Here is an 18,469-nt window from a genome sequence, read left to right as displayed (position 1 = left end):
TCCCATTCCCGCAGACACCAAGGAGCACAACGCTACCATCTGTGCCATCGCCGAGGAACTCGACGTTGGATTTGCAGGCGTTCAATGTCAGACGTTTTGTATAGGAGACCAGTGAAGGCTTGCCGCATCAGGTGGCGTCTTCTCCACTGCGAGAGAATGCGGGAGGCGGGCAAGGTTGCCCGTCGCCCGCCGTGCCGCCGTCCTCAGTGGATCGCGGTGCTGACGATCCGGTAGGGGTGTTCGGCCTCATATTCGACCATGATCTGGACGGCCTGTTCGAGAACCTGTTCGGCTTCCTCGACGTGATCGCGTGCAAGCTGATCGGCGTTGATGAAGATCGCTTCGGCCATGTTGCCGGAGATCGCAGCGAACTGGCGGTTACCTTCGACCAGGGCTTCTCTGGCAGCGCCTTCAAGCGCGTGCGCCATGGTGATCAGCGCGTCTTCGCGCTCCTCGATCGTCAGGTCCCGGATTGTCTTTGTCATCTGCTGCATCGTGCCACCCACCTTAATAGTCGTTGTGACGATATCGGTCCCGGTAGGGCCCCGTTCACAGCGAAATGGGCATGTTGGCGCCAGATTTCAAGGTTCAGGCCCGCACGGGCTCGTCCTTGTGGACGGCATCGCGGGGCACGAACAGGCAAGCGGGCACGATCAGGACGGCAAACAGGAGCATGGTCAGGAAGGTCGCGTGCAGGCCGTCCTGCAGCGCAAGGCGAACCGCTTCGGCATCGCCACTCACGAGACCGGTTCCGTTCAGGAGAGCACGCAGCTGGTCGGTCGTGATCGCCTGTCCGCTGGTCGTATGGACAAGGCCCCAGCTCAGAACCGCCCCGAGAATCGCCGCGCCCAGCGTGCTGCCGAGGTTGCGGGAAAAGACGTTCGACGCCGTGGCACTGCCGCGTTGCGAGGCCGCGACGCTTCCCTGGGTGAGGATCAGTGCGCCGATATTGAGAAGGCCCATGCCGAAGCCCATGACGAGCGAGCCGGCACCCGCAAGCACCGCCGAACTGGATGGCGTCAGCAGGGTCAGGAGGAAGGTTCCCACGGGGACGAACACGGCGCCCACCAGCATGATCGGCCGCAGCCCGAACCGGGTGAAGTTCCGCGAAGCGATCGTTGCGCCGCACGGCCATCCGAGCAGAAGCATGGTCAGTGCAAAGCCCGCCACCAGCGGCGACTGGTTGAGCACGGTCTGCACATACATGGGCAGGAACGTCGTGAGCCCCATGATCGCCATGGAGGCGAAGAAGACAGAGATGTTTGCGGCCGCAATCGGCCGGTAGAGCCAGAGATCCGGCGCGACCATCGGTTCTTCGACGCGGCGCTCCTGCCAGATGAACAGCGCAAGCGACACGGCGAACAGGACGAAGGAGACGATCGCGGACGTCGACAATCCGGTCTCGGAGACCGTGAGGCCAATCATCAGCGCCGAGATGGAGACGGCAAACAGCACGGCGCCCAGGATATCGATCGAGACCGTCCGGGTGTGCTTTTCCTCGTGGTAGAACAGGATGAACGCTGCGGCAGCGGCGAGACCTACCGGCACGTTGATCCAGAAGATCCAGGCCCAGGGCAGGTTGTGGATGATGACGCTGCCGAGCAGCGGTCCAACCACGGCCGAGAGCGCCCAGACGCTGGCCAGATAGCCCTGAACCTTTCCACGCTGGCTGCCCGGAAAGAGATCGGCCACCACCGTCATGGCGACGGGCTGAATGGCGCCGGCGCCGATGCCCTGGAGCAGTCTGAAGGCAATCATCGACGGCATCGACCAGGCAAATCCGCAGAGGATGGAGGCGACCAGGAAGACGGCGATGCCAGCCAGCACGATCGGCTTTCGCCCGTAGATATCGGAAAGCTTGCCGAAGACCACGGTCAGCGCCGTCTGCGACAGGAGGAAAGCGGAAAACACCCAGCTGTAGAGATTGAGCTGCCCGAGCTGGGCTGCGATCTGCGGCATGGCGGTGGAGACGATGGTCGCTTCAATGGCGATCATCGCCATGCTTGCCATGATCGCGGCTACGACGAGCCCGCGATGTGAGACTTTTTCAGACATGAATGAATCCGAAGCCCTGACGGAGGGCGCGACAAGAGAGAAATTCGGCGGTCGCGGCAGGATATTGCGTCTGCAAAGCGTGCATCTGCAAGTTCTGGTGGCCGTCAGTGCGTCATCGACTTAGGAGCGCAAACTTGGTTGCGTCAAGCTATATTTGATTTAGATCAAGTTCCACAAGCGCTCCTCACCCCTTGGATATCCAGGCGGCCGCTGCAATTTTCATTTGCGCTGCGCCTGACCCGGCGTCATGGTAACCTGCTCAGTTATCTCATATGGATTCAATATCATGGCAGCGGATGTGATCGTTCTCGGCGCCGGCATCATCGGTGTTTCGACGGCTCTGCAATTGGCGCGACGGGGAAAATCGGTCGCCCTGGTGGACCGCAGGGAGCCCGGGATGGAAACCTCCTACGGCAATGCCGGCCTGATCCAGCGCGAGGGCGTTGTCCCCTACAGCTTTCCCCAGCAGTTCGCCCAGATCCTGCGCTATGCCAGGAACAACCGCATCGACGCGCATTTTCACTGGAGCGCGATGCCGTCGGTCTCCTCGTTTCTGGCAAAATACTGGTGGCATTCCAATGTGCCGAGGCATGAGCTGATCGCCCGCGCCTATGCGCCGCTGATCGAGCATTCGATCGCCACCCATGACGAACTGATCCGCGAGGCGGGCGCCGAGGATCTGATTGCCAAGAACGGCTGGCAGGAAGTGTTCCGCTCGCAGGCCAAGCTCGACGAGACGGTGCGCGAAGCCGACCGACTGAAGCGCGAATACGACCTTTCCTTCAAGGTTCTGACGCCTGCGGAACTTGCGGTTGCGGAACCCAATCTCTCCGACGATTTCATCGGCGCGCTGAAATGGGAAGACCCGTGGGCGGTCAAGGATCCGCTCGCGCTGACGCGTGCCTATGTGGCGCTGTTCGAAAAGCTTGGCGGTCGGGTGCTGACGGGTGACGCAAAGAGCCTTTCGAAGACCGCGACCGGCTGGCGCATCATTGCCGGCGAAGGCGTGGTCGAGGCGAAGGATGTCGTGGTCGCACTTGGTCCGTGGTCGGACACGGTGACCAAGCCGCTCGGCTACAATTTCCTCGTCGGCGTCAAGCGCGGCTACCACATGCATTATGCGCCAAAGGGCAATGCGAAACTCAACGGCTGGACGATGGATGCAGAGCGCGGCTATTTCCTGGCCCCGATGAACCAGGGGATCCGGCTGACGACCGGTGCCGAATTTGCGCGCCGCGATGCGCCGAAGACACCGGTTCAGCTTGCCCGCGCCGAAGCTGTGGCACGCGAGATCTTTCCGCTTGGTGAGCGGCTGGACAAGGAGCCCTGGATGGGTGCCCGCCCCTGCACGCCGGATATGATGCCTGTCATCGGCAAGGCGCCGCGTCACGACGGATTGTGGTTCGCCTTCGGCCATGCGCATCACGGCCTGACGCTCGGTCCGGTCACGGGTCAGGTCATCGCGGAAGCGATGATGGGCGAAAAGACCCGGATCGACATATCCGCTTACAGGCCGGAGCGGTTTAACGTCTGACCCTCTTCTTCATTTGGTCTAGCGGCAGGAGAAAGTCTGGGCTACCGGTGTTTTCATGGATACGATCGATACAGCCCGGACCTTTCTCGATGACAATCCCGATATCGAGGTTCTCGAAGCCTTCGTGATCGACGTCAACGGCGTGCCGCGGGGCAAGTGGATCCCGCGCGAACGAGCGCTCGACGTGCTTTCGAAGGGCATGGCGATGCCGCGCTCGGTCTACGCGCTCGACGTCTGGGGACGCGACGTCAATGCCGCGGGCCTTGCGGAGGGCACGGGTGATCCGGATGGCATCTGCTTTCCCATCGCCGACACACTGTCGCGTGTGACATGGCTGAAGCGGCCAACGGCGCAGGTTCTACTGGGCATGAACGAGCAGGACGGGACCGGATTTTACGGCGATCCGCGCCAGGTGCTGGCGAATGTTCTCAAAGGTTTCGAGCGGATCGGCCTGACGCCGGTCGTGGCGACGGAGCTGGAATTCTACCTGATCGACCCAATCCGTTCGGCGATCGACCCGGTGCGGCCACCGAATTCACGCGAGGGCCGCTGGCATACGGGCCAGACACAGGTGCTCTCGATTTCCGAGCTGCAGGATTTCGAGAATGTCTTCCACGGCATCGCCTCTGCAGCGAGGGCGCAAGGGATACCGGCCGATACGACACTGCGGGAAAACGGCCCGGGCCAGTATGAGATCAACCTCAACCACGTGCCAGACGCGCTGAAGGCTGCCGATTATGCGGTGCTCCTCAAGCGGATCGTCAAGGGCGTGGCGCGCGCCAACGATCTCGACGCGACGTTCATGGCAAAGCCCTATGGCATGCAGGCCGGAAGCGGCATGCATGTGCATTTCTCGCTGATCGATAGCGACGGCCGCAATGTCTATATGGGCGAGAACGGGCCGTCCGAAGCGCTGTTTCATTCGGTGGGCGGGCTTTTGGAAAACATGGGGGAAAGCATGGCGGTGTTTGCCCCGCATGCCAATTCCTACCGGCGCCTGCGCCCGTCCGAACACGCCCCGACCTATGCCTCCTGGGGCTTCGACAACCGCTCGGCCGCCGTGCGCGTCATCACGGCCTCGAAGCCGGCGACCCGGATCGAGCACCGCGTCGCCGGTTCCGACACCAATCCCTATCTTGTGCTGGCGATGATCCTCAGTGCGGCCCTTGCCGGCATCAAGGAGAAGCGCAATCCGGGTGGGGCGATCACCGGCGACGACCATGCGATCAGCCATGAACCGCTGCCGACCAACTGGGACTATGCGCTGCAGCAGTTTTCCCGCTCCACATTCGCCTATGCGACGCTCGGGCCGAAATACCGGTCGCTCTATACGGCCTGCAAGCAGCAGGAACTGTCGGAATTTTCTCTGCGGGTGACCGACGTCGAATACGACGCCTATATCAGGACGGTGTAAGATGGCTTTCAAACCCGCAGACAATCCGCGCCACGCCAATTCCTGGTATGCCGCCTCGGCCAACGACAAACGGGTGCGCCCTGCCCTCGAGGGCGAGATCGAGGCGGATGTCTGCGTGATCGGCGCGGGCTTTTCCGGCATCTCGGCCGCTCTCGAACTGGCCGAGCGCGGCTATTCCGTCGTGGTGCTGGAGGCGGAGCGGATCGGCTTCGGCGCGTCGGGCCGCAATGGCGGGCAGATCGTCAACGGCTACAGCCGCGATCTGGAGACGATCGCCGGACGCTACGGGCGCGACAAGGCCGTGCAGCTTGGCGCGATGTCGCTCGAAGGCGGCGAGATCATTCGCGGCCGCGTGGCGCAATACGGGATCGACTGCGGTCTCGTGCCCGGCGGTTTCTTTGCGGCGTTTACCGACAAGCAGGTGCGCGAGATGGAGGTGCACAAGGCCGTATGGGAACAGCACGGCCATGACGGGCTGGAGATGGTCTCGAAGGCTGACGTCGGACGCTATGTGAAAAGCGACCGCTATGCCGGCGGCATGATCGACCGAAAGGGTGGCCATATCCATCCGCTCAATCTGGTGCTCGGGGAAGCGGCAGCGGCCGAAAGCCTCGGCGCGCGGATTTTCGAGGGATCGCGGGTGGTCGGCATCGACCAGACGGCAAAGCCCGTGGTCAGAACCGACAAGGGCCGCGTCACCGCATCCTATGTGCTGGTGTGCGGCAACGCCTATCTGTCGCCTCTGCTGCCGGAGATCCATGGCCGGATGATGCCGGTTTCGAGCCAGGTGATGGCGACGGAGCCGCTGGAGGCGGGCCTGATCGAAAGCCTTCTGCCGGCAAATTACTGCGTCGAGGATGCCAATTACATTCTCGACTACTATCGCCGCACCGCCGACAACCGGCTGCTCTACGGCGGCGGCATCGGTTATGGCGGCAGCGACCCGAAGGACCTGACGGGCGTGATCCGCCCGAACATGCTCAAGACCTTTCCGCAGCTAAAGCATGTCAGGATCGACTACGCGTGGAGCGGCAATTTCGCGCTCACGCTGACGCGCATTCCGCATGTGGGCAAGCTTGCCGACACCGTGTTCTTCTCGCACGGCGACAGCGGTCACGGCGTGACTACCACGCATCTGCTCGGCAAGATCCTGGGCGAAGCGGTGGCCGGCCATGCGGAGAGGTTCGATACCTGGGCATCCCTGCCCAACCTACCCTTCCCGGGCGGGCGGGCGTTTCGCGTGCCGCTCACCGCGCTTGGAGCATGGTGGTACGGCATGCGGGACAAACTCGGGCTGTAGCTTACAGCGATGCGGGAAAACTGCCTTTGAAGTAATAGGTCGACTGTGCCCGGACGATCGACTTGAACTGTGCAACGATTTTGGCCGCCTCGTCTTCCGTCACCATCAGTGCCAGACGCAATGTTGCCGCGGCCATGTGGAACATGAGAAACAGTGTGCGGGCGTAGTTCTCCCAAAGCTGTTCGCTGACGAAACGTTTGGTGATCTCGAAGAAGAGGTCGGCCTGGAAGCGGGTCTCGGTAATATCACGGTCTGCCAGCGCCTTGTCGGCCTGGATGGCGTTCAACAGATCCTGCGTCGACGGCTTTTCGCGCATGCGGGTGTAATAGAGGTCGAAAAGAACGTCCGTTGCATCCAGCGCGTCTTCAGCCGTCGAGATCTGCGGAATATGTCCGACGATGATACCGCGGACTTCCTCGACATAGCGCTCATGGAGCATGGCGATGATCGCCGACTTGTTGGGGAAATACTGGTAGACGGAGGCGATCGGACCACCTGAAAGAGACGCAATCTCCTTCATCGTGACCGCATCGATACCCTTTTCACCGATCAGCTCCATCGAGACCTTCAGGATATCATCAATGCGTTCGCGGCTTCTTTCCTGTTTCGGTACCCGACGAAGTGAACTCCCGCCTGCACTCTGCATCGAATCTCGCATCCGCAACTCTCTCCGTACGCCCTGTCGCCTATACTGGACGAGGCGATAAGAGAGGCACCTGGCAGCATAGTTACATTATAAGTTTGCGTTGTACGGCAAGTCAGGCATGTCGGATCACCGAAAGCATTAGAATTTTGAAAATAATTCGACACTCAAACAGTCTATCTTGAATTAGGATCGCGTGTCATATCGTATCCTTCAACCCCGCTACGGCATCTGCCACGATGCGGTCGAGCGTGGCGTCAATGTCGACGGTCACGACGCCTGCTTCACCCTCGGGGCTTTCCAGCGTGGCGAGCTGGCTTTGCAACAGAGACGTCGGCATGAAATGGCCCTTGCGCTCGCCCATCCGGCGGCTCAACAGCTCCTGGCTTCCTTTGAGAAACACGAAGGTCAGTTTGCCACCCGCAGCGCTGCGCAGCCGTTCGCGGTAGACGACTTTCAGTGCAGAGCAGGTCACCACGAGGTCTTCTGAACGCGCGAGAGCCTCGGCGATCTTCTCGCCGATCACGTCGAGCCAGGGCCAGCGGTCTTCATCGGTGAGCGGAGTTCCCTGCGCCATCTTGTCGACATTGGACTGCGGATGCAGACTGTCGCCTTCCATGAAGCGGCAATTCAGGCTCTCTGCCAGACGCTCAGCGACGGAACTCTTTCCAGCGCCGCTGACGCCCATGACGATGATGGCTCTGCCAGCCTGTTTGCTCATTGGTTGCTCCTCTTTGATATCGACAGCCGGTCTCCTTCAACCGCATTGAGCGACAGATCACAAGTCCCGGCGATCTTCAACGCCAGTCGCGGACTTGCCCGGACCCGTTTCATCGCGCCCGAGCGCAAACGGCATCAGGATCGACAGAAAGATCAGGCGCAGGACGTGATGGGCGCCGACATAGGTCGGGTCGGCATGCAGCATGACCGCCATCGCCGCCATGGTCTCCAGCCCACCGGGCGAAAACGCGATCAGGGCCGCATCGAGCGGTATGTCCAGGACATACGAGACGGTGCCGGCCATGGCCGCCGCCATGACCGAGACGATCACCGTGACCACGAGGCCGGATACGAGCGCTGTGCGCACCTCGAGAAGCGAGATGCCGCAAAAGCGCGTTCCGATGTTGGCGCCGAGAAGGATATAGACGGGGACAATGAGCCAGGAGGGAACGCCACCGGTGGCGAACGATGTCACGTGGGTTGAGATCGAAACCAGTGTGCCGGCGAGCAGAAGTGCTGCGGGAAGCTTCCAGCGCAGGAAGAGCATGCCGATGACGGTCGAGATCGCAAGGATGCCCAACAGCATCGGCAGGTCCATCGCGATGACCTGAGCGACACTATCTCCGCCGCCAAGATCGAATGCTGTGACAATCAGGGGTACGCTGATCGTCAACAGAAGCACGCGCACGCTCTGGGAAATGCCGACCGTTCGCTGGTCGCAACGCATGTCAGCGGCAAGACTGAGCACGTAGCTCAGATGTCCCGGCGAAGCTGCGAGGAAAGCCGTGGTGCGGTCGTAATGGAAGAAACGCTGCATGACCCAGGCCGCGACGTAAAGCAGGGCCGTGACGGTAACCATGACCATCACGAAGCTAAGCGGCCAGCGCTTGATCGCCACCAGGATGTCGGGCGTGACGGTCGCCCCCATCGAGATGCCGATGACGATGAAGCAGCCGTTCCGGACGATTTTCGGGATCGAGACGGTGAGGCCTGCGATACCCGCAAGCGACACGGCCAGCGCCGGACCGATCAGATAGGGAGCGGGGAAGCCGATCATCGCGGCGATCAGCGCACCGCCGGCACCGACCAGCGCGGTCAGGGCAAATTCACGCAATTGGGAAAAGGGCATAGCAACGAATATCTGGGTGACCACCCGGAGCCAGGCTCAAGGGGCCATCAATAAAGGAAACGTTGCCTACTCCTAAAGAAGACAGCCCGGAGGTCAACCTGCCGGGCCGCTAAACTGATGCTGCGATGAGATCTGTATTGAGATCAGGCGGCCGGTGCCGCGACCATCTTGGCGATTGCCGGCGGCGGATCGATCCCGAGCAGGAAGTTGATCTGCGGGCGCGCCTTGACCAGATCGTCGATCGTATAGTCTGCCAGCACGTCGAAGAAGGCATTCAGCGCCTTGCGAAGTGCCGAGTTGAGACCACAGCTATCGACCAGAGGACATTCGGCGACGCCCTCCTCGAAACATTCGGCCATCGCGAAACTGTCTTCCGTCACGCGGATCACATCAAACAGAGTGATACGGTCGGCAGCGCGACCGAGGCGAACCCCGCCGTTTCGGCCGCGAACGGTCTCGATCAGGCCGGCCTTGGTCAAAGGCTGCAGGATCTTGAAGAGAAACAGTTCGGACACGCCATAGGCGCGCGCGATCTCCGGGATGCGGCTGAGCTTCCCCTCGTTCGCAGCACAGTACATGAGCATGCGAACGGCGTAGTTGGTCTGCTTTGTCAGGCGCATATTCGTCTCCCGAGACTCGTCACGGCCCCATACATAGTGGGTTTGCTAGTTTTGAACAATTCCAAAGTTTGCGAAATTGCCCTTGAACGCTGCGTTGCCGATGACGCGCTTTATTGCCGGCATTATCCGGCAAGGCCCATGTGTACCGCAAACCAGACTGGAACTGCAAACAGGAAGGTCGCCGCCAGAAACGTTATGCCGATTTTTGCCAGGCGGATGCGGCGCGCGCGCGAAACGTCCCACTCGTAATTCATGATGAACACTCCCCCTCACACGAATGTGTAAATTAGCAGCGCCTAGGAAGAGGTCAATGTCTCCGCCGCACGAGAATGCGGCGGAGCGTGTCTATTCGACAGTCGGGCTTACTTCATGACGGGCATGACGAATTCGGCGCCATCCTTGATGCCTGTGGGCCAGCGGCTGGTTACCGTCTTGGTGCGGGTCCAGAACTTGATCGAATCCGTGCCATGCTGGTTGAGGTCGCCGAAGGACGAGGACTTCCAGCCGCCAAAGGAGTGATAGGCGAGCGGCACCGGGATCGGAACGTTGATGCCGACCATGCCGATATTGATGCGCGAGGCGAAGTCACGGGCGGCATCGCCGTCGCGGGTATAGATCGCAACACCATTGCCGTATTCATGGCGCATCGGCAGGTCGAGCGCTTCCTCATAGGTCTTGGCGCGCACCACCGACAGGACCGGGCCGAAGATTTCGGTCTTGTAGATGTCCATATCGGGCGTGACGTTGTCGAACAGGCAGCCGCCGACGAAATTGCCGTTTTCATAGCCCTGCAGCTTGAAGTCGCGGCCATCGACAACGAGGTTTGCGCCCTCTTCGACACCCTTGTTGATCAGGCCGAGAATGCGCTCCTTGGCTTCCTTGGTGACGACCGGGCCCATGTCGGCCTTTTCATCCGTGTAGGGACCAATGCGCAGGGATTCGACCATCGGTGTCAGCTTCTCGATCAGGCGGTTGGCGGTTTCCTCGCCGACCGGGACTGCCACCGAGATCGCCATGCAGCGCTCGCCGGCCGAGCCGTAACCGGCGCCCATCAGGGCGTTGGCGGCCTGGTCGAGATCGGCATCCGGCATGATGATCATGTGGTTCTTCGCGCCGCCGAAGCACTGTGCGCGCTTGCCGTTCATGGCGGCGGTTCCGTAGACGTAGCGGGCGATCGGCGTCGAGCCGACAAACGAGACGGCAGAGATATCCGGATGCGTCAGGATCGCATCGACCGCGGACTTGTCGCCGTTGACGACGTTCAAAATGCCGGCCGGAAGGCCTGCCTCGATCATCAGTTCGGCCAGACGCATCGGCACGGAGGGATCGCGCTCGGAGGGCTTCAGGATGAAGGCATTGCCGCAGGCAATCGCGGGTGCAAACATCCACATCGGGATCATCGCCGGGAAGTTGAACGGCGTGATGCCGGCACCGATCCCGACCGCTTGCCGAATGGAATACATGTCGATGTTCGGACCGGCACCCTCGGTGAACTCGCTCTTGGAAAGATGCGGGATGCCGATGACGAATTCACAGACTTCAAGACCGCGAACGATGTCGCCCTTGGCATCCTCGATCGTCTTGCCATGCTCGCGCGACAGCATCTCGGCAAGTTCATTCATGTTGTCATTCAACAACTGGACGAACTTCATGAAGACGCGGGCGCGGCGCTGCGGGTTGGTGGCGGCCCAGTTCGGCTGGGCAGCCTTGGCATTCTCGACGGCTGCATTCAGATCCGCATCGCTCGCAAGCGCCACCGTCGCCTGGACTTCGCCCGTTGCCGGATTGAAGACATTGGCCGTGCGCCCGCTCGTGCCGGCAAAATGCTTGCCGCCGATGAAATGACCGATCTCGTACATGGTGATCCTCCTTCTTGAAATTGTAAGCGGCGAGGATACGCGTCAATTTGCACAAGGCAACGCCATGGTTTACGCATCCGTTGTGCAAAATTCGACACAACGATACCCACCGTGAGGTGACGATGAACTGGGATGACCTGCGGCTTTTCCTGGCTGTGGCGCGCAGCGGACAGATCCTGGCGGCTTCCCGTCGGCTGGGCATCAACCATGCGACGGTCGGGCGCCGGATATCAGCGCTGGAAGAGGATCTGCGCACGCGGCTGCTGATCCGCCGCACCAATGGCTGCGAGTTGACGCCGGAGGGAGAGGTGTTTCTGCGGGCCGCCGAGCGGATCGAAACGGAAATGCTGGACGCGCAGGCGAGTACCGGTCGGATCGACGCGGCAATTGCCGGTACCGTGCGGGTCGGCGCACCCGACGGGTTCGGCGTGCACTTCCTTGCCTCGCGCCTGGGAATGCTGACGAAGCGGCATCCGCAGCTGAAACTGCAACTCGTGCCGGTGCCACGCTCGTTTTCGCTGTCGCAACGGGAAGCGGATATCGCAATCACGATCGACCGGCCAGAACAGGGGCGCCTGGTCTCATCGCGGCTGACGGATTACACGCTCGGCCTCTACGCCTCGAAAGCCTATCTTAAGGACGCAGGCGTGCCCGACAGTATCGAGGCCCTCAAGGACCATGCGCGGATCGGTTATGTGGAAGACCTGATCTTTTCCCCGTTGCTTAACTTCACCGGCGAGGTGATGCGCAACTGGGATGCCGGGTTCGAGATTTCGAGCGCAATCGGCCAGATCGAAGCGGTGCGGTCCGGCGCCGGGATCGGCATTCTGCACGACTATGTCGCTTCGCAGGACATGAACCTGACCCGCATCCTTCCGGACATCTCCATTCGCCGGGCCTATTGGAGCAGTTATCACGAGACGGCCAGGAACCTGGTGCGGGTTCGAACCGTCGCGGATTTCCTGCGGGAAGTCATTCAGGAGGAAGCGCGGATCTTCGTGTGGAAACCGCCGTCCGGACAAAAATAAAGCCCGCGAGAAGCGGGCCTTAAGCATTCACAGCGTCCAGCCTGATAGGCCGGACGTCTGCGATTACGACGCCTTCAGAACCGACATCGGCATCTTGAGGGCATTTGCGATGCGCTTCAACTTGGCAGGATCGAAATCCGTGCCGTTCTCCATACCCACGATCTCGTCCGTGACCAATCCGGTCGTAACGGCAAGATCGTCGATGCTGTAGCCGGCAGCCTGGCGCGCCTGGGCAATCAACCCAGCCACCTGATCCGGTGCGAGAACCTGTTCTGTCGAGGCACGAAAGTTATTAATGGAAACCGTCATGGTAATCTTCCTTCCGTCAAAATCTGCCGCTAGGCAGTGAAGGGGGCAAGCAGCCCGAAGTTCGACTGCACAATTTTGGTGCCGCCAGAGCCCAATAGATATGCATTGATGCCCCCACGGCAAGGGCATTCGCTGCACTGCAACAAAAAGTGTTGAGCGTCGTCGCGGATCTGAGCCCGTTGTTTGCCGCTTTTTCGAACAAAAACAGTCTTCGCGCGTTCTCTGCTCGAATAGGGACGTCAATATGCATCAGTCGAGTTCGAAACGTTTTGAAAATCTGGGTATACCCGGAAGCACGGATGCTGACATTCTCGAGGCGGCGCATCGCCTTGTGGAGCTTCACCTGACCTATTTGCGCGAACACGAGACGAAGAACGACCTCTTCGACGTGCGCGACCTGCCGGCCTCCAAGGACTCGCTGGTCAATGCTTTCCGGTTGACGCTAGCGACCGAAAACAGGACTCATATGCGCACGCTGTTGCTGAAGGCGGGCATGACATTGGCGCAGTTTCAGGAAAACATCGGTCGCCCGATGATTGTCAAATCGCAGGATGGCCAGAAACCAAACCAGGTCCGGCGGAGCGATATCGATGCTGCCGTAGCGCGGCGGTTCAACAAGGCCCTGGTCCAACTGGGCGAAGAACGCGCCAGGCTCGGCCGTGTGTTTCAGGACGCCATGCGGATTGCCGGCGACAAGCCGCTTCACTGATCTGAAATTCCAGGAAAAAAAGTGGTACGGTTGAGTGGGGTCGAACCACTGACCTCAGGCGCCACAAGCCTGCGCTCTAACCAACTGAGCTACAACCGCACGAGACGCCTAAATCGCGTCGCCGGTGCAGATACTGCCATCGGCAGCGTTTGGCAAGCCCCTTTTGAGAGAACGAAGCCAAAAATGGAATGGCCGCCCAGTCGGCGGCCATGGAATACGGGCGTGATGCGCTGGTCGCTATCAAGCGGTTCGGAAATTTGCCATTGCCTTTTCGGCAGCTTCCTTGCCCGGCCGCGACACGTCTTCTGCAAGCTGGCGGGCCATGTCCTGCATGGATTTTGCCTGCTCGACCGTCGCCTCTGCCTGACGGCGGATGAACGAGGTCTGCAATTCGAAGAATTCCGACGCTGATTTGACGCCGAGCAGCGCCTGCATATGCGAGAGTGACAGATCCGCACTGGACCGGAACGCTTCCATTGCCTTCAGCCCGAGTTCAACGGACCCGGACTGGGCCGTGTGAACTGTGGATTCCACCGCCGTGGTGGCTTCCTCTGTCGCGGCTTTCATCCTAGCATAGGCTTCACTGGACTGGCTTGCGCCCTGCCCGGTAAGGTCGCGAAGGCGTTCGCCAAGCTTCATGGGATCGAAAGCGGAAAACGAAAACATCTCTTCTGTGCCGTGTGTCATCGCGAAAGCTCCTCCAAGGCTCTACCCCGACTTTTAAATGGGCAAAAGCCGGAGTTGGATGCCTGAAATATAATCGCAAACGTTGTGCCGCGCAACGAATTTGTGCGGCGCACAAAAGCGCCGCCGTTAACCCTGACGGAGGTTTAACCAGTCGGCCTGTGGACCCCGGAAGGGGGGCAAGGTATTAACGAAGGATTAAGTCTCTCAGGAATGCCGGTAGTTAACCGACAGGTCGTTCATGTCCTCTGTACAGTACCCTTTCATCGACATCGCCGTCCACGAGCGCGTCAGGGAACGCTTTGCAGCGGGCGACGGAATCGTGCTGTTTTCCTCCGACATGCGCATGCCTTTGTGGGCGAACGGACGCGGTGCAGCGCTCTTCGGATTTGGCTCGATCTACGACCTGATCGATCAGGGGCCGAACCGCGCCGACGTGGCCTTTCGTCAGGTCGAGGCAACCGCCCGCCAGCTTGCCAAGGTCGGCGATACAAGAGGCCTCGCAGTCCGCGTTATTTCAGGTTTCCAACGGGTCGTGCTTCGCGGGGCCTGTGAACTTGTCGAAGTCCATGGCGAGCGGGCCATTCTGTTTTCGGCAGCACCCGAGCGGGAGCTTGCAACGATCGCCGAGCGTGCGGAGCGGATGATCGAGGGCTTCGAGGAAGCAGACACCCATATCGCTATCGTTGACGCGGCAGGCAAGGTTGCTGCTGCCTCCGAGCGTTTTGGAAGTCTCGACATATCGGAAGCGGCGATCACGACACTTTCGGCGACGGCATCCGCCGATCCCAGCCGGCTTGCCAAACGGCCGATCACGACCGCCAAGGGCAACCTTCCGGCTGCCATCGGCAAGCTTTCGGACGCCCCTGCCCTCTACATTCTGTTCACTGTCGATATGGCGACCGATGACGCGGTTACCCCGCAAACCTTGGTTGATCCCGGCGTCGTTGCGATGGTGCCCGATGACGAGACTGCCGTCATCGACGCCCTTGCCGCGATCGAGGACGACGTTGAGGCTCAGGAAGAGTTCGAGCTTCCTGAAACCGTGACGGCGACAGAGGCAACCGAGATCAACACGGTCGCGATTGAAGAGACTGCGGCGGACGAAGAAATTTCCGAGCCCGCCGAGCAGCCGGAGCCGGTTGTGGAAATAGAGGCTGCGGTAACCGCGGTTAACGACGCAGCTACGGTTGCTGACGCGCCGGTCGATGGCGACGTACCAGTTGAAGAAGCGGCGGCGGTAGAGCCGGAGAGTGAAGAAGTCGATCTGGAGCCCGCTCCGGAAGCATTTGCCGAAGACATCGTGTCGGAGGATGTTGTCGAAGACATTCCGGCGCATGAGATCGCGGAAGCCTCGGACGAGATCGCGGAAAACCTCTTTCCGGCACCGGAAGCTGCGGAAGCATCCGAGCCCGCCGAAACACGGAGCGAGCAGGCTCTGACATCGGTCGCCGCTCCCGAAACTACGGTTGCCGAGCCCGATGCATCCGGCGACGTCGAAGGCTTTGTGTTCAGCCGCGATTCACGCGCTGTGCGTTTCGTCTGGAAGATCGATGCCGATGGGCAGTTTACAGAGGTCTCGGGCGAATTCGCCAAGGCCGTGGGACCGCATGCGGCAGATGTTGTCGGCATGGCGTTTTCCGACCTCGCCGCTCTCTTCCATCTCGATCCCGAGGGGCGCATCACCGAACTGCTCGGCAAGCGCGACACCTGGTCGGGCAAAACCATCTGGTGGCCGGTAGAGGGCACGGCACTTGTCGTGCCGGTCGATCTGGCGGCATTGCCCACCTATACCCGCAGTCGCGAATTCGACGGCTTCCGCGGCTTCGGCATCGTGCGGATCGCCGACGCCAAGGATGATCCTGACGCCACCGGCCTGACGCTTTCGCCGACGACGGTCGAGGATGAAGCGGTCAAGGAGACTGACGAACCGGGCATCGAGGACGCGGTAAACGCCGCCGATCTGCCATCCGATGACGCGGAGCAGGTCTCCGACGTTCTGGAAGACCGCCCGGTGGAGACGGAAGCGCAACCGGCGGAGCCCGAAGCAACGTCCCCCTCCGATAGCGCTATCTACGGAACCACCTATTCCGATAGCGACCGTTCCGACGCTGCCCCGCTCGAGTGGCCGGCCGGTGAGCGTCCTGCGCTGCGGCTGGTCGAGAACCCCGGCCGTCGCCAGTCCGACAAGGTCATCCAGCTCGAAGAACACCGCGCCCGCCTGACGCCGGTCGAACAGGCGGCCTTCCGCGAGATTGGGCGCCAGCTCGACCGCGCAACGGAAGAAACGCCAGCAAACGCCGAGACTGCGCCGGCTGAACCAGCGCCGAGCAAAGCTTCCGCCGCAAGCGAGATTTCCGCAGAGAATACTGACGTTTCAGAGCCAGGGGCAGATGAGACTGGTGTGACCAATGCTTGGCAGGAGCAGCCTGCTTCAGACATGGCATCCGAAGAAGATGCGCGTTCCGCCGATGACGCACCGGCCGCAGAAGACCACGTGTCGGATGAGGCTGAGATTGTCGCTCAGGCGGGCGACGAAGGCCATAGCATCGAGGCATCCGAAACGGATCTCGACGGCAGCGCTGTTGACGACCACTTCGCCTCGGACTTCCCGCCTGTCGCTGCAAACGAGAACCAGAGCGACAGCGAGGACGACGCTGGCACGGAAATCCCGGCTGCGCCAATGCTTGAGCCCGCAGATGTTGCGCCGGAGCCAGAGCATGTCGAGCCATCCGACGTCCCTCTGCTGAGCATGATCCCGGTGCGCGAGCGCATCGGCCTCTCCGCCGAGATTGTCGACCAGATGCCGGTGGCACTGCTCGTTCACAACGGCGACACGCTGATCCATTGCAATCCGGAATTCCTCAAGCTGACCGGCTATGCATCACTTGAGGAACTGGAAGAGGTCGGCGGGCTGGATGCCCTCTTGCAGCGCCAGGACTTCGATGGCGATGGTGCGAGACCAAGCGGCATGGTGGTGGTGCGTGCCGACGACGAGATCCTGCCGGTGACCGCACGTCTGCAATCGGTTCGCTGGGACGACACGACGGCCCTGATGCTGGCGCTGATGCCGACGACATCCGACGCGTCGGAAGCAAACTCGCTGTCCGATCACCCGGGCGAGGAAATCCGCACGGTTGCCCGCACGGTCCGCCCTGCCGACCAGTTGGTCCGGCTGCAGGTGGAAGTCGAAGAGTTGCGTGCAATCCTGGAAACTGCGACCGATGGCGTCGTGCTGATCGGTGCGGATGGCGAGATCCGTTCGGTGAACAGGGCGGCAAGCGCGCTGTTCAACTACGATCAGGAAGAAATCGACGGCAAACCGTTCGTGATGCTGTTTGCCCATGAAAGCCAGCGGGCGATCGTCGATTATCTTTCCGGACTTGCCGGGCATGGCGTTGCCAGCGTGCTGAACGATGGCCGCGAGGTGATCGGTCGCGAAGCGTCCGGCGGGTTCTTGCCGCTGTTTATGACGATCGGCAAGCTGACCTCGTCGAACGGTTATTGCGCCGTGATCCGCGATATTACCCAGTGGAAGCGCACCGAAGACGAGCTTCGCACGGCAAAGCGCGCCGCCGAGACAGCCAACGCGCACAAGAGCGATTTCCTGGCGCATGTCAGCCACGAGATCCGCACGCCGCTTAACGCCATCATCGGCTTTTCAGACATGATGGCCGGCGAGCGGTTTGGGCCGATCGGCCATCCGCGCTATATCGAATATGCCAACGACATCGGTCGGTCCGGTCGCCACGTACTCGACATCGTCAACGACCTTCTCGACATCTCGAAAATCGAAGCCGGCGAGATGGAGCTGGATTTCGTCGCTGTCGGTCTCAACGAGACGATATCGGAAGCCGTGTCGCTGGTGCAGCCGCAGGCAAACGGCCAACGGGTGATCATCCGCACCGCGCTGTCGCAGGCTGTGCCGCAAGTCGTGGCCGATCTGCGCTCGGTCAAGCAGATTGCACTCAACATTCTTTCGAATGCGATCCGCTTCACGCCATCGGGCGGGCAGATCGTGGTGTCGACCGCCTACGAGCCGAATGGCAGCGTGGCGCTGCGTATCCGGGATACCGGGATCGGCATGACCCGGGCGGAACTGGAACTTGCGATGAAGCCTTTCCGGCAGGTTGCCGGTGCTGCCCGCAAGCGTGGCGACGGAACAGGTCTCGGGCTGCCGCTTACCAAGGCGATGGTGGATGCAAACAAGGCAGCCTTCTCGATCAGCTCGGCGCCGAACGAGGGAACGCTGGTGGAAATCACCTTTCCGCCGCAGCGGGTGCTTGCCAACTGAACGCACGTAAAAAGAAGGCAGCCCTGAGGCTGCCTGGAATTGATGCTGTTCGAAAAGTGACGGAAGACTTCCTAATCAGCAAAGCCTGAGCCTTGCTCATCTTCCCTACACGAAAAGTATCATGCCGGATCAGTTTTGGCGGGCGAGGCTTAACACGCCGTTAAAAACCAA

The 18,469-nt window shown here is 60.9% G+C and carries 16 protein-coding genes and 1 tRNA gene; 6 read left to right on the top strand and 11 right to left on the bottom strand.

Annotated elements, in window-relative coordinates; translation table 11 throughout:
• Positions 1–203 precede the first annotated feature (203 nt).
• On the bottom strand, positions 204–494 hold the full coding sequence (locus G6K99_RS02915) for a hypothetical protein (RefSeq protein WP_062579170.1): 291 nt from the start codon (positions 492–494) through the stop codon (positions 204–206).
• A 94-nt stretch (positions 495–588) separates the two neighbouring features.
• Positions 589–2,055, bottom strand: a complete 1,467-nt coding sequence (locus G6K99_RS02910) for an MDR family MFS transporter (protein ID WP_174195653.1) — start codon at positions 2,053–2,055, stop codon at positions 589–591.
• Between the two features lie 286 nt (positions 2,056–2,341).
• On the opposite strand from G6K99_RS02910, the gene G6K99_RS02905 reads away from it, so the two are divergent.
• From G6K99_RS02905 to G6K99_RS02895, 3 genes are read left to right on the top strand one after another with little or no spacing between them, the layout of a single operon-like run.
• Positions 2,342–3,589, top strand: a complete 1,248-nt coding sequence (locus G6K99_RS02905; RefSeq protein WP_062453752.1) for an FAD-binding oxidoreductase — start codon at positions 2,342–2,344, stop codon at positions 3,587–3,589.
• A 55-nt stretch (positions 3,590–3,644) separates the two neighbouring features.
• Complete coding sequence (locus G6K99_RS02900; protein ID WP_174195652.1) at positions 3,645–5,003, top strand: glutamine synthetase family protein; 1,359 nt, start codon at positions 3,645–3,647, stop codon at positions 5,001–5,003.
• A gap of 1 nt (position 5,004) precedes the next feature.
• Positions 5,005–6,303 carry an FAD-binding oxidoreductase gene (locus G6K99_RS02895; protein ID WP_174195651.1) on the top strand — a complete coding sequence of 433 codons (1,299 nt, stop codon included), beginning with the start codon at positions 5,005–5,007 and terminating at the stop codon, positions 6,301–6,303.
• 1 nt (position 6,304) lies between these two features.
• Here G6K99_RS02895 and G6K99_RS02890 read toward each other — a convergent pair whose 3' ends face one another.
• From G6K99_RS02890 to G6K99_RS02870, 6 genes are all read right to left on the bottom strand, one after another.
• A complete protein-coding gene (locus tag G6K99_RS02890; RefSeq protein ID WP_174196027.1) occupies positions 6,305–6,949 on the bottom strand; it encodes a TetR/AcrR family transcriptional regulator in 645 nt (214 codons plus the stop codon).
• Between the two features lie 196 nt (positions 6,950–7,145).
• Entirely contained in the window at positions 7,146–7,667 is a 522-nt protein-coding gene (locus G6K99_RS02885) for a gluconokinase (RefSeq protein ID WP_062453756.1), read from the bottom strand.
• Positions 7,668–7,724: 57 nt separating this feature from the next.
• Positions 7,725–8,795: an AbrB family transcriptional regulator gene (locus tag G6K99_RS02880; RefSeq protein ID WP_174195650.1), complete on the bottom strand. Its 1,071-nt coding sequence runs from the start codon at positions 8,793–8,795 to the stop codon at positions 7,725–7,727.
• A 143-nt stretch (positions 8,796–8,938) separates the two neighbouring features.
• Complete coding sequence (gene rirA, locus G6K99_RS02875; RefSeq protein ID WP_174195649.1) at positions 8,939–9,415, bottom strand: iron-responsive transcriptional regulator RirA; 477 nt, start codon at positions 9,413–9,415, stop codon at positions 8,939–8,941.
• Positions 9,416–9,537: 122 nt separating this feature from the next.
• A complete protein-coding gene (locus tag G6K99_RS23380) occupies positions 9,538–9,669 on the bottom strand; it encodes a hypothetical protein (RefSeq protein ID WP_256413688.1) in 132 nt (43 codons plus the stop codon).
• Positions 9,670–9,777: 108 nt separating this feature from the next.
• The gene (locus tag G6K99_RS02870; protein WP_174195648.1) at positions 9,778–11,274 is read right to left on the bottom strand and encodes a CoA-acylating methylmalonate-semialdehyde dehydrogenase; all 1,497 of its coding nucleotides are present in this window, start codon (positions 11,272–11,274) and stop codon (positions 9,778–9,780) included.
• 122 nt (positions 11,275–11,396) lie between these two features.
• Here G6K99_RS02870 and G6K99_RS02865 point away from each other — a divergent pair, with 122 nt between their 5' ends.
• Positions 11,397–12,302 carry a LysR family transcriptional regulator gene (locus G6K99_RS02865; protein WP_174195647.1) on the top strand — a complete coding sequence of 302 codons (906 nt, stop codon included), beginning with the start codon at positions 11,397–11,399 and terminating at the stop codon, positions 12,300–12,302.
• Positions 12,303–12,365: 63 nt separating this feature from the next.
• Here the strand turns inward: G6K99_RS02865 and G6K99_RS02860 are convergent, their stop codons facing one another.
• Positions 12,366–12,611 carry a helix-turn-helix transcriptional regulator gene (locus G6K99_RS02860; RefSeq protein WP_062579161.1) on the bottom strand — a complete coding sequence of 82 codons (246 nt, stop codon included), beginning with the start codon at positions 12,609–12,611 and terminating at the stop codon, positions 12,366–12,368.
• Between the two features lie 244 nt (positions 12,612–12,855).
• On the opposite strand from G6K99_RS02860, the gene G6K99_RS02855 reads away from it, so the two are divergent.
• On the top strand, positions 12,856–13,320 hold the full coding sequence (locus G6K99_RS02855; RefSeq protein ID WP_092661249.1) for a hypothetical protein: 465 nt from the start codon (positions 12,856–12,858) through the stop codon (positions 13,318–13,320).
• A gap of 22 nt (positions 13,321–13,342) precedes the next feature.
• Here G6K99_RS02855 and G6K99_RS02850 read toward each other — a convergent pair.
• Both G6K99_RS02850 and G6K99_RS02845 read right to left on the bottom strand, forming a co-directional pair.
• Positions 13,343–13,419: transfer RNA gene (locus G6K99_RS02850), tRNA-His, on the bottom strand.
• A gap of 141 nt (positions 13,420–13,560) precedes the next feature.
• On the bottom strand, positions 13,561–14,007 hold the full coding sequence (locus G6K99_RS02845; RefSeq protein ID WP_174195646.1) for a phasin family protein: 447 nt from the start codon (positions 14,005–14,007) through the stop codon (positions 13,561–13,563).
• Positions 14,008–14,245: 238 nt separating this feature from the next.
• Here G6K99_RS02845 and G6K99_RS02840 point away from each other — a divergent pair, with 238 nt between their 5' ends.
• Positions 14,246–18,298 carry a PAS domain S-box protein gene (locus G6K99_RS02840; RefSeq protein ID WP_174195645.1) on the top strand — a complete coding sequence of 1,351 codons (4,053 nt, stop codon included), beginning with the start codon at positions 14,246–14,248 and terminating at the stop codon, positions 18,296–18,298.
• Positions 18,299–18,469: the final 171 nt, after the last annotated feature.

The organism is Neorhizobium sp. AL 9.2.2, assembly GCF_013317225.1.
Taxonomy (GTDB): domain Bacteria; phylum Pseudomonadota; class Alphaproteobacteria; order Rhizobiales; family Rhizobiaceae; genus Neorhizobium; species Neorhizobium soli.
Note: the sequence above shows the minus strand (reverse complement) of the source record. Positions and strands in the feature narration are given on the sequence as shown.